The organism is Prolixibacter denitrificans (assembly GCF_003014495.1).
GTDB classification, from domain to species: domain Bacteria; phylum Bacteroidota; class Bacteroidia; order Bacteroidales; family Prolixibacteraceae; genus Prolixibacter; species Prolixibacter denitrificans.
This window is the reverse complement of the sequence record NZ_PYGC01000001.1, coordinates 46,943-60,984: the sequence shown is the minus strand read 5'-3', so window position 1 is coordinate 60,984 and position 14,042 is coordinate 46,943. Positions and strand designations below refer to the sequence as shown.

At 45.2% G+C, this 14,042-nt stretch carries 13 protein-coding genes; 11 read left to right on the top strand and 2 right to left on the bottom strand.

Annotated features, from left to right (window positions below):
- Positions 1-31: 31 nt before the first annotated feature.
- Complete coding sequence (locus CLV93_RS00240; RefSeq protein WP_106540167.1) at positions 32-793, bottom strand: SDR family oxidoreductase; 762 nt, start codon at positions 791-793, stop codon at positions 32-34.
- A 113-nt stretch (positions 794-906) separates the two neighbouring features.
- Here CLV93_RS00240 and CLV93_RS00235 point away from each other — a divergent pair, with 113 nt between their 5' ends.
- From CLV93_RS00235 to CLV93_RS00220, 4 genes are all read left to right on the top strand, one after another.
- On the top strand, positions 907-1,950 hold the full coding sequence (locus CLV93_RS00235; RefSeq protein ID WP_106540166.1) for an AIR synthase-related protein: 1,044 nt from the start codon (positions 907-909) through the stop codon (positions 1,948-1,950).
- A gap of 11 nt (positions 1,951-1,961) precedes the next feature.
- Positions 1,962-2,681: a bifunctional demethylmenaquinone methyltransferase/2-methoxy-6-polyprenyl-1,4-benzoquinol methylase UbiE gene (gene ubiE, locus CLV93_RS00230; protein WP_106540165.1), complete on the top strand. Its 720-nt coding sequence runs from the start codon at positions 1,962-1,964 to the stop codon at positions 2,679-2,681.
- A 111-nt stretch (positions 2,682-2,792) separates the two neighbouring features.
- Positions 2,793-3,611, top strand: a complete 819-nt coding sequence (gene porT / locus CLV93_RS00225) for a type IX secretion/gliding motility protein PorT/SprT (protein WP_106540164.1) — start codon at positions 2,793-2,795, stop codon at positions 3,609-3,611.
- Positions 3,612-3,700: 89 nt separating this feature from the next.
- The gene (locus CLV93_RS00220) at positions 3,701-5,275 is read left to right on the top strand and encodes an NAD(P)/FAD-dependent oxidoreductase (protein WP_106540163.1); all 1,575 of its coding nucleotides are present in this window, start codon (positions 3,701-3,703) and stop codon (positions 5,273-5,275) included.
- Here CLV93_RS00220 and CLV93_RS00215 read toward each other — a convergent pair.
- Positions 5,244-6,023 carry a TrmH family RNA methyltransferase gene (locus CLV93_RS00215; protein ID WP_106540162.1) on the bottom strand — a complete coding sequence of 260 codons (780 nt, stop codon included), beginning with the start codon at positions 6,021-6,023 and terminating at the stop codon, positions 5,244-5,246. The two genes, CLV93_RS00220 and CLV93_RS00215, sit on opposite strands and share 32 nt — an antisense overlap.
- A gap of 105 nt (positions 6,024-6,128) precedes the next feature.
- On the opposite strand from CLV93_RS00215, the gene tamL reads away from it, so the two are divergent.
- From tamL to hpf, 7 genes are all read left to right on the top strand, one after another.
- Positions 6,129-8,450 (top strand): translocation and assembly module lipoprotein TamL, encoded by a 2,322-nt coding sequence (tamL, locus tag CLV93_RS00210; RefSeq protein WP_146141920.1) that lies wholly within the window; start codon positions 6,129-6,131, stop codon positions 8,448-8,450.
- 131 nt (positions 8,451-8,581) lie between these two features.
- A complete protein-coding gene (gene fbaA / locus CLV93_RS00205) occupies positions 8,582-9,664 on the top strand; it encodes a class II fructose-bisphosphate aldolase (RefSeq protein ID WP_106540160.1) in 1,083 nt (360 codons plus the stop codon).
- A 213-nt stretch (positions 9,665-9,877) separates the two neighbouring features.
- Positions 9,878-11,227, top strand: a complete 1,350-nt coding sequence (locus tag CLV93_RS00200) for a sodium-dependent transporter (RefSeq protein ID WP_106540159.1) — start codon at positions 9,878-9,880, stop codon at positions 11,225-11,227.
- A gap of 97 nt (positions 11,228-11,324) precedes the next feature.
- Positions 11,325-12,245, top strand: a complete 921-nt coding sequence (locus tag CLV93_RS00195; RefSeq protein WP_106540158.1) for a helix-hairpin-helix domain-containing protein — start codon at positions 11,325-11,327, stop codon at positions 12,243-12,245.
- Between the two features lie 137 nt (positions 12,246-12,382).
- Positions 12,383-12,574: a 30S ribosomal protein S21 gene (gene rpsU, locus CLV93_RS00190; protein WP_106540157.1), complete on the top strand. Its 192-nt coding sequence runs from the start codon at positions 12,383-12,385 to the stop codon at positions 12,572-12,574.
- 79 nt (positions 12,575-12,653) lie between these two features.
- Positions 12,654-13,538, top strand: a complete 885-nt coding sequence (locus CLV93_RS00185; protein WP_106540156.1) for a tyrosine-type recombinase/integrase — start codon at positions 12,654-12,656, stop codon at positions 13,536-13,538.
- 18 nt (positions 13,539-13,556) lie between these two features.
- The gene (hpf, locus tag CLV93_RS00180) at positions 13,557-13,859 is read left to right on the top strand and encodes a ribosome hibernation-promoting factor, HPF/YfiA family (RefSeq protein WP_106540155.1); all 303 of its coding nucleotides are present in this window, start codon (positions 13,557-13,559) and stop codon (positions 13,857-13,859) included.
- The last annotated feature ends 183 nt before the right edge of the window (positions 13,860-14,042 follow it).

The window sequence follows — 14,042 nt, the reverse complement described above, 5'->3', positions numbered from 1 at the left end:
TGCATTTTTCTGAACAACAAATTGCTACCGCTTATTGGTCGCGCCGTGCATCACGGGCACTGGCCTGATCAGTCGGCATAATCAGTACATCGTCTAGATTAACGTGGGCAGGACGGGTGACCATGAACAAGATGGTTTCGGCGATATCCTGCGCGTACAACGGAGTAAGTCCTTTGTATACATTATCAGCTTTGCTTTCATCCCCTTTGAAGCGAACGAGGGAGAATTCAGTTTCCACCATTCCGGGACTAATCGTACTAACCTTAACTCCATGTTGTACCAACTCAATCCGCATGGCTTTTGAAATAGCGCCCACTGCATGCTTGGTTCCACAATACACCGAACCTCCGGGGTACGCTTCTTTTCCGGCAATGGAAGATATATTAATAATGTGTCCTTTTTTGCGCTCTACCATTCCCGGAGTCAGACAACGGCTGACATACAACAGGCCTTTCACGTTGGTGTCTATCATGCGTTCCCAATCGTCGACAACGGCTTCGTGTGCAGGTTCGGTACCCACCGCAAGTCCTGCGTTGTTGACCAACACATCAACGTTGCTCCATTCTGCCGGAAGGTTGCAGAGTGCTTTTTGCACTTCATCGTTATTTCGTACATCGAAGACAAGGCTGAGGACTTTCGTATCGTCAATCTTCAGCAACTCTTCTTCAACAGCTTTCAGTTTTTCGCTTCTCCGGCCTGTAATAATCAGGTTAAAGCCATTTTGGGCCAGTATTTTGGCGGTTGCTTCACCAATGCCGGAAGTAGCCCCGGTTACGATGGCAATCTTTCTCATAATGTTCAGTTTTAGTGCCGAAATTAAAAAATAACGACGATTTTTTAGGATAAAATGATCGGTTCGCTAATTTTGAGGAGGAATCTTTGGCTATAACCAAACCTTCAAAGCACATGTACGAAAAAGAAAAAAAGCCGTTTAGCATTGATCTGGTTCCCGAACCGGACAACTTACAGAGTGTCATTTATTCCATGGTGGCCATACCGCATCTTTCGCCGGTCAACTTCTTCAACGATTTTTCTGCCATGGTGGATGATCCTTCGCAGTTAGGAAAAGATGACACCAGTGAAGCGGGAATTTTTGAGATCGACGGAGAAAACCGGATGTTCTCGTTAACCATTTATGCCGATCACCGGCGGATGATCGTTGAGCCGGAAGTCGCTTCTCAAATTCTGGTAGCCAAAGCCGTCAGACGATTGGTGTGTTACGGCGCAGAGCCAGTGGCCATGAGTGTAATGCTCAACCATGTGGAATTGTCGGACCCGATGGATCAGCAGTTGGTTCAGGAGGCCCGGAGTGGTTTGGAGAAAGCAGCCGAAGCATTTGGTTTGCAGATTTCGCACCGGAAAATCTTTTACGATTATGCCCGCGAGCGAGCCAATATTCCGCCAACGCTTATTGTGAGCATGGTGGGAAAAATGAAGAAGGATGCGCAGTTGATTACGCCAAAGTTCAAAAAGAAAGGGAACAATATTTTCCTCATCGGGAAATCGTATGATGATGTAAATGCATCGGAATACCTCGATCATTATCATGAAATAAAAGAGTGGCCGTTGATGCAGTTCAATCTCGATCTGGAGAAACAGCTGATGAATTTGGTAAAAGGCCTGGCCGAACGCAACCTGGTGGAGTCATTAAGTCCGGTAGGAATCGGAGGTTTGTTCTTCACGTTGCTGAGAGCCTCGCTTCCCAACGACCTGGGCTTTGATATCACCACCGATGCGGAAATCCGTCAGGATGCTTTCCTGTTCGGTGAATCGATGGGACGTGTAATCGCTTGTGTTTCGCAAGATAAAGAAGATGAACTGGTCGACTACCTTCGTGAGCATAAATTGCCCTTCTTCACGTTAGGACACGTTACGCGCGGAGAGATTCGCATCGATGACACTTCCTACGGATTTGTGGACAAGATGACAGAAAATGTAGAGACGGAATAAACCTGAAATTTGTGGTAACTCCTTATAAAGATTCTGACACCAGTAAAAAGGTGCAGGTAGCAGCTATGTTCGATAGTATAGCTGCTCGTTATGATTTTTTGAATCACTTCCTCTCATTTGGTATCGACAAGGGGTGGCGGCGAAAAGCCATCAGGTTACTGAAGCCGTATCAGCCGAAACAGATGCTGGATATTGCTACGGGGACCGGTGATTTTGCCATCGAAGCGCTGAAATTGAGTCCGGATAAAGTTACCGGAGTCGATATCTCGACCGGGATGCTGGCTGAGGGACGGAAAAAGATGGAGCGTTTAGGACTCAATGGAACAATTGAGTTGCTGGAGGGCGATTCTGAAAATCTCCCGTTCAAAGAGGAAACTTTTGAAGCCATCACGGTAGCGTTTGGCGTTCGAAACTTTGAGAACCTGAGCAAAGGTCTGGAAGAAATGCATCGCGTTTTAAAACCCGGTGGTGTTACATGTGTTCTGGAGTTCTCGCAGCCGCGAAGTTTTCCGATGAAGCAGCTGTACCATTTTTATTCGTTCCGGATTCTCCCGTTTTGGGGACGCTTTTTTTCGAAAGACAAAACGGCCTACAGCTATTTGCCTGAATCGGTACAGGCTTTCCCTGATGGTTCCGATTTTTTGGCTATTATGCGAAACGCCGGCTTCAAAAATACGCGCGAGTACCGCTTGACTTTCGGTATCGCAACGATATACCTGGGCGATAAATAACAGGAGTATTCCTGAAAGCGAATTGGGAATACATTTTAGCGGAGTGAGCAATAAACACTTAAAAATCGTGTTATTGATCATAGAAAAAAGGTGCACCTTAACGGGAAACAGATGATTTACCAAAAGTCCAGATATTTACTTCTTTTACTTGCCTTCATGCTGGTAGGTAATATTACTTATGCCCAGTTTGGGAGAGTGCAGAGTTTATCAAGCTTTGATGATCGACCCATTCATTTTGGTTTCTTTCTGGGCGTAAACGCGATGGATTTTGGTTTCCGGTTCTATCCCGATCCAATTGCACAGAATCCCGTTCTGCAGCTTCCCGAAAATGCTGGAGTTAAGAGTAAGACAGAGCAATACTACAGAGGGCGCTCCATCCGCGTGGATGTCGATCCGATTTCTCCCGGATTCTCGGTAGGAATTGTTTCTAATTTTCGTTTGACTGAATTTGCCGATTTGCGCATCACTCCGGGAATGAGTTTTGGAAGCCGGCAGCTGGTCTATAACGATACCATCAACCAGGAGATATTAAATGGGCTGGGAACGAATGGTCTGGATGAGAAATCGTATCTCAATATTCCGTCCACTTATATTGACATCCCGGTAGGAGTGCGGCTGAAAGGAAAACGCTATGGCAACCTGCGCCCATACATCTACCTGGGCGGAACTTATCGCATCGACCTGGAGAATAAACGTGCCGCCGAGCGCGTGTTGCATATGTACAAAACCGGCGCTTATGTCGATTTCGCGATGGGGCTGGATTCTTACCTGCAGTTTTTTCGGTTATCTACTGAGTTCAGGGTGTCGTTGGGCGTCGATAACTTAATCGATCACAGCATCGGTACAGATGAAAATCGAATTCCTTACTACGGATTTGCTGTCGAACGGCTCACTTCCAATGTCTTTTCCCTTATCTTCTATTTTGAATAATTCCTCGTCAGGCAAGGCTCGAATGTTTGTATTTTTGTAACGGAAAATTCCTTTTACAGGAATCGTAAGTCTTTATATAAAGAAGTAAGTTGCAGAAAGAGATCAACATCTCCGTTAGCCCGAAGCAGGCAGCGGATGAGAAGCAGTTGTCACGAATCGTGGCTTCGCAATTGCGGATGAAAGAGGAACGCGTTCGCGGCATCGTTATTCGTCGTCGTTCGGTAGATGCTCGCCGTCGCGACATTCGAATCAACCTGGGCATTCTCGCTTTCGTCGATGAGGAACCGGAACCCCTTAAGCCATCCGAAAAAATCTATCCCGATGTTACGAAAGCTGAACCGGTTATTATTGTCGGTGCTGGTCCGGCCGGTTTGTTCGCGGCACTTCGGCTCATTGAGCTGGGGATGAAGCCGGTTATTCTGGAACGGGGAAAAAGTGTCAGCGAGCGGAAACGCGACATCGCAGCTATTCATCGCGATCAGCAGGTCGATCCGGATTCCAATTACGGATTCGGAGAAGGTGGAGCCGGGACTTTTTCTGATGGAAAACTGTATACCCGCTCAAAAAAGCGCGGAGACGTTAATCGCATTCTGGAAATTCTTCATTTTCACGGTGCTCAGGACGATATTCTGATTGACGCTCATCCGCACATCGGAACGAATGTATTACCCCGGGTTGTAACCGCGATGCGCGAAACCATCGTCGAAGCTGGTGGCGAAGTTCATTTTCATTCGCGGGTAACCGATATTACGGTGCAGAACGGAAAGGCTACCGGAGTAAAACTCGCGGATGGGCAAGAATTGACAGGGAAAGCTGTCATTCTGGCGACTGGCCACTCGGCCCGTGATGTATATCAAATGCTGCACGACAAACATCTGGTTGTCGAAGGCAAGCCTTTTGCCATGGGCGTTCGGGTTGAACATCCGCAGGAGCTGATTGATTCGATCCAGTATCATGGTAGGCCCAGAGGCGAATTTCTTCCGGCTGCCAGCTATTCTTTTGTCGAACAGGTAGAGCAGCGTGGCGTTTACTCTTTTTGCATGTGTCCCGGCGGAGTGATTGTTCCTGCAGCGACCGCTCCCGGAGAGTTAGTGGTGAATGGCATGTCGCCTTCGGGAAGGGGCGGAAGGTTTGCTAACTCGGGAATCGTCGTGGAGATTCGGTTGGAAGACATCCCTAAAAACTACAAGCGTTTTGAACAGTTGGCCGGCTTGCATTTTCAATCCGATTTAGAGCAGAAGTGTTTTCGGCAGGCTAACCGTTCGCAATTGGCGCCGGCCCAGCGGTTAGATGATTTCGTGAAAGGAAGACTGTCATTAGACTTGCCGGAGACATCCTTCCGACCAGGAATTCAGTCATCGCCGATGCATGAATGGTTGCCCGGAGTCATTCGTGAAAAACTGCAAAAGGGATTTGTTCAAATCGGGCGAAAAGCCAACGGATTTCTCACAAATGATGCGCTCATCCTGGGCGTAGAATCGCGCACATCGTCGCCGCTACGAATTCCGCGGGACAAAATTTCGCTGGAACATGTACAGGTGTCAAGACTCTTTCCTTGCGGTGAAGGTGCGGGCTACGCCGGAGGTATTGTTTCATCCGCCATTGACGGAGAACGATGTGCCGAAGCGGTGGTTAAGGTTTGCGGGGCATCATCCGGCGTCTGAACTCGGAACAGGTTATCGAAGTAGCCATGGCCACGTTCAGTGATTCGGATGTTTCCCGGTTAGCCGGAAAATTAGGGATGTGAATTTTATGCTGAATGAACGGCTCGACACTTTCCGAAATACCTTTTCCTTCGTTACCCATCACGATAATTCCGTTGGGAGAAAGAGGCGCGGAATAAATGTTTTGGCCTTCGAGAAATGTGCCGTATACCGGAATTTCCATTTCGTTGGCGCGTTGAAGATAACCGGTCAGATTTCCGTAGTGCAGCCTGATGCGGGCAATCGCGCCCATCGTGGCCTGTACTGTTTTTGGGTTATATAAATCGACTGTATCTTCCGAACAAAGAATATTTCGGATGCCGAACCAGTCGGCCAGCCGGATAATGGTTCCCAGGTTGCCCGGGTCCTGAACACCGTCGAGAGCCAGGCACAAATCGCCGGCAATTTCTTCCCACGAGAGTGAATTTTCGGGAATTTGCACAGTGGCGACAATATCAGGTGATGATTTTAGCTGGGAGATTTTCTTTAAATCCGCCAATTCTGAGGAATGAATATTCTTCGGATTAAATCCTTTCCCTTCGACGGTGGAGATTAACTCCGGAGTACAGAATACTTCCTTTACCTCCATTTTCGAATCGAGAAGATCGAGAACAAGTTTTTGGCCTTCAGCAACGAAAAGACCTTCACTGCGCCTGAATTTTTTCAGATGAAGCGAACGAAGTTGTTTTATTTTGTTTTTTGAGAGCAAACGGCTATACTGTTTTAGACATTAAACTTCAACAAAAATAAACGATTTTAAATTATTGAGTTCACTATATTTGTGAGGTTTCCAATTTTTGAAGTATTGAAGGATTTGTTGAGAATAATAAAGCTGATTTCCGGATTGGCCTTTCTGGTTTTGTTACTTTTTTCGTGCCGGACGACCAAATTTGTTCCGCAGGATGAATACCTGTTGAATAAAGTGAAAGTGGATGTCGATACGAAGCAGGTTGATAAACAGGATTTAAAAAATTATCTGCGACAAACTCCCAATACATCCATCCTCGGGTTTTGGAAGTTTCACCTGGCACTTTACAATTTGTCTTCACGAAAGAAGAGTGATGGCTGGCTGAAACGAATCGGGGAAGCTCCGGTTATTTACGATTCGTTTTTGACCAAACGCTCCGACCAGGAGTTGAAACGGTACATGCACAACAAAGGTTATTACGATGCTGTGGTGACCGATACCGTTTACCGGAAAAAGAAAAAAGCCGAAGTCGTTTACCGGATTACCGCCAATCAACCGTATACCATCGATCGTTACAAAGTCGATGTACTGGACGACTCGCTCCGGACTATTGTTCACAAAGATTCGTCATTGTCGACCATTCATGAAGACGAAAATCTAGACATGGACAAGCTGGCCAGTGAGCGACTGCGAATGGTTCGGACATTGAAAGACCAGGGCTACTACCGGATGAACCGGAATAGTATTTCATACGAGGCTGATACTACGCTGGGGAAACGGCAATCGGCAGTTACGATGCTGGTGGGAGAACGAGAGTTTCAGGATTCGCTTGGTAATGTGGAATACCAGCCACATCAAAAATTTACATTTCGGAATTTTTATTTCCTGACGGAATATGAACCGCGGAAGGCCTTGTTCGGAGAGCATTTGAATCTGGATATGGTTCCGCAGGATACTTTGAAAGTTGATAATTATTACTTCATTTACAAGAATTCGCTGCGTTTCCGCCCTGATTTACTTATGAACGCCAATCACATTGGCGATGCGGGATATTATAAAGTGAGTGAGGTAGAACGTACATACAATGAATTATCGTTGTTGCGTCTGTTCAAAGTGATTAATATTCAGTTTGAAGAAACCGGAAAACGTGATTCGCTGGGGAATCCGATGCTCGATTGTGTCATTCAGTTGACTCCCTCGTCGAAACAGTCGTATTCATTTGCGCTGGAAGGGACCAACTCGTCGGGCAACCTGGGAGTCGCCGGTAACCTGAATTATCAGCACCGCAATCTATTCAAGGGGGGAGAGATTCTCGATGTACAATTACGGGGTGCAACCGAGCGGCAAAGTTATGGTGTGAAGGATTCTGTCAAGTTCTTTAATACACTGGAAACCGGGATTGACACGAAACTTACGTTGCCTAAATTTTTAGCACCCTTTCGCTCTACGCGGCTGTTTCAATACTCCACTCCCAAGACACTTTTCAACCTGGCTTACAATTATCAGCGTCGCCCTGATTATACGCGTACTATTGCCCGGGCTAGTTTTGGATACCAGTGGAAATCGTCTGAATATTCGACACACCGGATCAATTTGCTCGATTTTAACCTGGTGAAAATGTTCTCCTACGATCCGAAGTTTATAGCTTCCATCGAGAACCTGTATATCCGCAGTTCATATACTGACCACTCTATTTCGTCGCTTAATTATATTTATACATACAATACTCAGCGTCTGCAGAAGAGAACCAACTACAAGTATCTGCGGGCCTCATTCGAAACGGCGGGAAATACTTTGTATGCATACAGTAAACTGGCGAATCGCCCACAGGAACTGACCGATTCACTGGCTGGAGGGCAGTACAAATTTCTGGGAACACCGTTTGCCCAGTATTTCCGAACCGATTTGGAATATCGCCGGGGTTGGGTGCTCGATAAATACAATACGGTAGTCATTCGTGGTTTTGGTGGAATTGCTGTTCCGTATGGTAACTCGAAGCAGGTTCCGTTCGAACGGAAATATTTCACCGGTGGAGCCAATGATATCCGGGCCTGGCCGGTCCGTTCACTTGGTCCGGGTAGTTACAAAGCCGATCCGAATGCTTTTCCCAATCAGACCGGAGATGTCAAACTCGAAGGTAATATCGAATACCGTTACAAGATGATTGGTATGCTGGAAGGGGCTCTTTTCCTCGATGTGGGAAATATCTGGTCGCTGAATGATAACCGCCCTGGAACAGAATTCCGGTTAGGACAGTTCTACAAAGAGCTGGCTGTTGGAACAGGAACCGGTTTCCGCTTCGATTTTTCCTATGTTATCTTTCGGTTGGATGTTGGTATGAAATTGCGCGATCCATCCTTGCCGCAAGGCTCCAGATGGATCGTTGGCAGCCGCCCCTTAACATCTGATGATTTCAATGTTACCTTCGCAATTGGCTATCCCTTTTAACGTTGTTTTAACAGGTGTTGTAAAACATTATTCCATTTTTTATTCGTACCTTTGCAACCGGTTATTTAACATGATAACCACGAGAATTAGGTTATTAATAGTAAGTTACATCTACCTGTAAAATAAGAGCTATGAGCGCAAAATTATTCGAAAACATTAAGCCTGGTGTTGTAACCGGGGAAGACCTTCAGACCATTTTTAAAGTAGCTAAAGAGAACAACTTTGCTCTTCCGGCAGTAAACGTAACCGGAACCGATACAGTTAACGCAGTATTGGAAGCTGCTAAAGTTGTTAACTCACCGGTCATCATCCAGCTTTCAAACGGTGGTGCTTCTTTTTATGCAGGTAAAGGGTTGAAACTCGAAGGTCAGCAAGCTGCTATTCTTGGAGGAATTTCAGCTGCCAAACATATTCATACTGTTGCCGAGGCATACGGAGTACATGTAATTCTTCATACTGACCATGCAGCAAAAAAACTGTTGCCCTGGATTGACGGATTGCTTGATGCTGGTGAAAAGCACTTTGAGCAGTACGGAAAACCGTTGTTCAGTTCGCACATGCTCGACCTGTCAGAAGAGACACTGGAAGAAAACATCGAGATTTCGAAAAAATACTTGGCTCGCATGAGCAAAATGGGTATGACCCTCGAAATTGAGTTGGGTATCACCGGTGGTGAAGAAGACGGTGTTGACAATACCGGAATCGATAATTCATTGCTTTATACTCAGCCGGAAGACGTTTACTATGCTTACACTGAATTGAGCAAAGTATCTCCTAACTTCACTGTTGCAGCCTCATTTGGTAATGTACACGGAGTTTACAAACCAGGTAACGTCGTATTGCGTCCGATTATTCTGAAAAACTCTCAGGATTACATTGCTGAAAAACTGGGTCTTGAAGACAAGAAGCCGGTTAATTTTGTATTCCACGGTGGTTCAGGTTCCAAACCGGAAGAAATCCACGAAGCTATCGGTTATGGTGTTATCAAGATGAATATCGATACCGATACTCAGTGGGCTATGTGGAATGGTGTTCGTGAATTCGAAGCTAAAAACCACGACTACCTGCAATCGCAGATTGGTAACCCGGAAGGCGAAGAAAAGCCAAACAAAAAATACTATGATCCTCGTGTATGGCTGCGTGCCGGCGAGCAAGGTGTTATCGATCGCCTGAAAGAAGCTTTCGAAGCACTGAACGCTTTGGATCGCAACTAATAGCGAAATTTTCTTATTTCTCTTATATCATGAAAACCACCTTCGGGTGGTTTTTTTGTGTTTATATGCATTGTGCAGCATGGGGATGCTCTTGGGCAATTCGAAAAAAAGTGACAAATTTGCCCGCTATAATAACTTGATTATAAATAACTTTATTTATTCTAAATAGAGATTACCTGTAGTCTCATTCTTCAAACTAACACTGACTACCTTATGCAAGGCAACAGAGACAGCTTTTCAAGTCGCTTTGGAGTTATCGCTGCAGCGGCCGGTTCGGCCATCGGACTCGGTAACATCTGGCGATTCCCTTATGTGCTGGGAGAAAACGGAGGAGGTGCGTTTTTCCTGATGTACCTGTTTTTCATTGTTCTCATTGGCATTCCGCTAATGCTAACCGAGATGACACTTGGAAGAAGCGCTCAACGAAATGCTTACGGTACCTTTAAATTCCTTGCCCCGAAAACCGGATGGCCGGCAGTCGGCATCATGGGCGTAGCGGCAGCATTCCTTATTTTATCCTTTTACAGTGCAGTAGCCGGATGGACGTTGGAGTACACACTTCAGGCCGTTAAAAATGGCTTTACGGGGAAAACGCCGGTAGAGTTGAATGCGATGTATAACGATTTTGTTTCAGGTTCAGTCTGGCCGGTAGTTTGGATGCTTATCTTTCTTTTTCTGACAGCGGCGATTGTTGTGGCAGGTGTTCAGAAGGGGATTGAGAAGTATACGAAAATCCTGATGCCGGTTTTGCTGGTGATCATTATTATTCTCGACATTCGTGCGATTACCCTTCCCGGCGCAGGGGAAGGGCTGGATTTTCTATTCAAACCCGATTTCAGTAAGCTAAGTGCCAACACGGTTTTGGAAGCCCTGGGGCAAGCTTTCTTTTCGCTTAGTCTCGGGATGGGAACCATAATAACTTATGGCTCCTACATTAACCGGAAGGAAAGACTAATGAGCACAGCGGCTTCTGTTTCGTTAGCCGATACACTGATAGCCGTGTTGGCCGGAGTCGCTATTTTTCCAGCCGTTTTTGCTTTCAATATCGAGCCGGATGCAGGGCCTAAACTCGTATTCATAACCTTACCTAATATTTTCCAGCAGATGCCGGGAGGATACTTCTTCGCATTGTTATTCTTTGTTCTGCTTGTCATCGCTGCACTCACGTCTTCCATTTCATTGCTGGAGGTGATTGTAGCATATTTTACTGAGGAGTTAAAGATTAGTCGTAAGAAAGCGACTTGGCTGTCCGGGGCTACAGTTGGTGTTTTGGGAGTGTTGAGTGCCCTGTCCTACGGTCCGTTAAAAGATAATACCCTGTTTGATAAGACGGCATTTGATTTGTTCGACTATGTTTCATCCAACATTCTGTTGCCTTTCGGCGGATTGTTGATTACCATTTTTGCCGGTTATATTCTTAAGAAGGCGGCAGTAAAAGATGGCGTTGAAGGGGAAAGTGGGCACGAAAAACTCTTTAAGGTATATTATTTCATCATCAAGTTTCTGGCGCCGGTGGCTATTGCCTTTGTCTTTTTGAATAGTCTTGGAATTCTGAAATTTTAAATCGAAAATATCAACTTCCGTGAAAAGCTTTCTGGTTAACAGGAAGCTTTTTTTGTAACTTTAATTATAGAAGTTGTCAATCCAGGACATCTGATCTATGAAATTTCCGTTTCTGCGTACATATTTCAGTTTCTCGAAAAGAGAGAAAAATGGAGTTTTGATTTTGCTTGCCATTTTATTGGTAATGGTAGCAATTAATCTGTTGTTGCCTGTTATTGTTTCATCTCCGAAATATGATTTCACCGAATGGGAACAGCAGGTGACGGCTTATCAGGAAAAACGCGATAGTCTTTTGAGAGAGAAATATCGGCTGCATCCTGTTCCGTTCGATCCTAACAAGGTTTCCCGAAAGGAGTTGTTGGCAATGGGAATTGCGGAAAAGCCGGCATCGAACTGGGCGAACTATCTGCGCAAAGGAGGACATTTTCGGAAACCGGAAGATATCGGGAAAATTTATGGTTTACCCGATTCGGTCAGCGAAAAGCTTATTCCTTTTGTCCGGATGAAAGAAGATGCAACACCTCGGGCTATAAAAAGTACAGAGGTTAAACCTGTCCGTACGTTAGTGGCAAGTGCTAAGAGCGAGGTGCGAGCGGCGGTTCCGGTAAAGAAGAAAGTGATTCCGGTTCTCGATTTAAATAGTGCCGATTCTGTCAGTTTGGAAAAACTACCGGGAATTGGTCCGGTGCTGGCTGGGCGAATTGTGAAATATCGCAGGCTGTTGGGCGGATATTATTCGGTTGGGCAATTGAGAGAAGTGTATGGTCTGAGACCGGAGCATTATGACCGGGCTGTTCCTTATCTAAAGGTAACGGCGGATTCTGTGCGGTCCATTCAAATCAACTTTGCCTCGCTGGGCGATTTGGCCCGTCATCCGTATATCAACTACCGTGAAGCCAAAGCGGTAGTGAACAGAAGGGAAAAAGAGGGGAAGATTAAAGGTTTCGAAGCGCTGGACGATATTTTCCTTCCTGAAAAAGTTGAAAAACTACAACCTTACATTATCTTTGCGCCGTAATTTTCGGCAGCATAATTTGTTGTTGGTACTAATTATTTGGTGCTGACAGTTTGATTCGTAACGGAATATTCATAAATTTGCGACCCGAAATCAGGAATAATAAAGAAACTCGAATAAATAAGTAATAAGGAAACGGTATGATTGTAATTCCCTTGAAAGAAGGAGAGAACATTGAACGTGCTCTCAAGCGTTTCAAAAGAAAATTTGAAAAAACCGGAGTAGTAAAAGAACTGCGTAGTCGTCAGGCATATACCAAACCTTCGGTTGAGCGTCGCACGGAGATTAAAAAAGCGATCTATATTCAGCAAATGCAGCGTGAGGAAGATTAAGGCATGTTAAGGGCTGAGATATGTAAAATGGGTGCGAAATTTTTCGTATCTTGAATTTAAATCTCTTTAACCCTTTTCAATGTTTAATCAGGAATCATTTCTGAATTATCTGAAATACGAAAAGCGTTATTCGCCACATACGCTGGCGGCCTATAAAAAAGACCTCGATCAGTTTATTTCTTTCGGGAATGAATTGGTGGAGGATTTTTGTTTAGAGGCGGTCGATTTTCACCTGGTCCGACAGTGGATTATTTCCATGATGGAGCAGGATATTTCGGCCAGGACCGTTAATCGGAAACTTTCTACGCTGAAGACTTATTTCAGGTTTATGATGCGGGAAGAATTGCTGGAGACAAACCCCATGGATCGTGTTATTGCGCCCCGGGTAAGTAAACGTCTTCCTTCGTTTCTTCAGGAAACCGAAATCAACCGGTTGTTGGACGGGAAGTATTTCAGTGATGATTTTGAAGGCCTTCGTGATAAGGCCATGATAAGCCTCTTTTACGGAACCGGAATTCGCCTGGCGGAACTTCGAGCCATAAAAACGGAAGATCTGAACCTAAACGAATGTATGGTGAAAGTTCTGGGGAAGAGAAACAAGGAGCGGTTAGTTCCGTACCCACGTGAAATAAATCGCGATTTGACCACCTATATTGCCAAACGGCGTGAACTTTTCGGAGAAGGGTCTTGTTTTTTATTTATGACAGCAGCCGGTGAACCGGTTTACGATAAGCTGGTCTATCGTTCTGTGAAAAAACATTTGGCTAAAGTTACCACACTCGATAAAAAAAGTCCGCATATCCTGCGGCACACTTTTGCCACGCATCTTTTGAATCATGGGGCTGACCTGAATGCAATCAAGGAGTTGTTAGGACACGCTAACCTGGCAGCAACGCAAGTCTACACCCATACATCTTTTGAGAAGCTAAAAGAAGTTTATAAACAAGCTCACCCCAGAGCTTAAACGAATGGAGGATCTATTATGGACGTTAAAGTACAAGCAGTTCATTTCAAAGCCGATCAGAAGCTGATCGAATTTTGTGAAAAAAAAGTAAACAAGTTGGACTTGTTCTTTGACGGGATTATCGGTGCCGATATAGTGCTGAAACTGGTAAACGACGAGGAAAAGGAAAACAAAGTATCGGAGATAAAACTGTCCGTTCCTTCCAATGAAAACCTCTTTGCCAAAAAGCAGGCCCGAACCTTCGAGGAAGCGACCGATTTGGCGATCGATGCATTGCGTCGTCAGCTCAAGAAATACAAGGAAAAACTAAAGGCTAAATAATTTAAAAAAAGTGTGGTAAATTTGCTTTTTAGGCAAAAAAATTTTTACATTTGCAAACCATTTTTAGGGAGGAATTCCTTAGAAATGGTTTGTTCTGTGTATAGGGACGTAGTTTGGGCAGGTAGCTTGGAATTAAACGTAACTATCGAGGGTAAATGGCTGTTTGCTAGATGAATGCGGGGG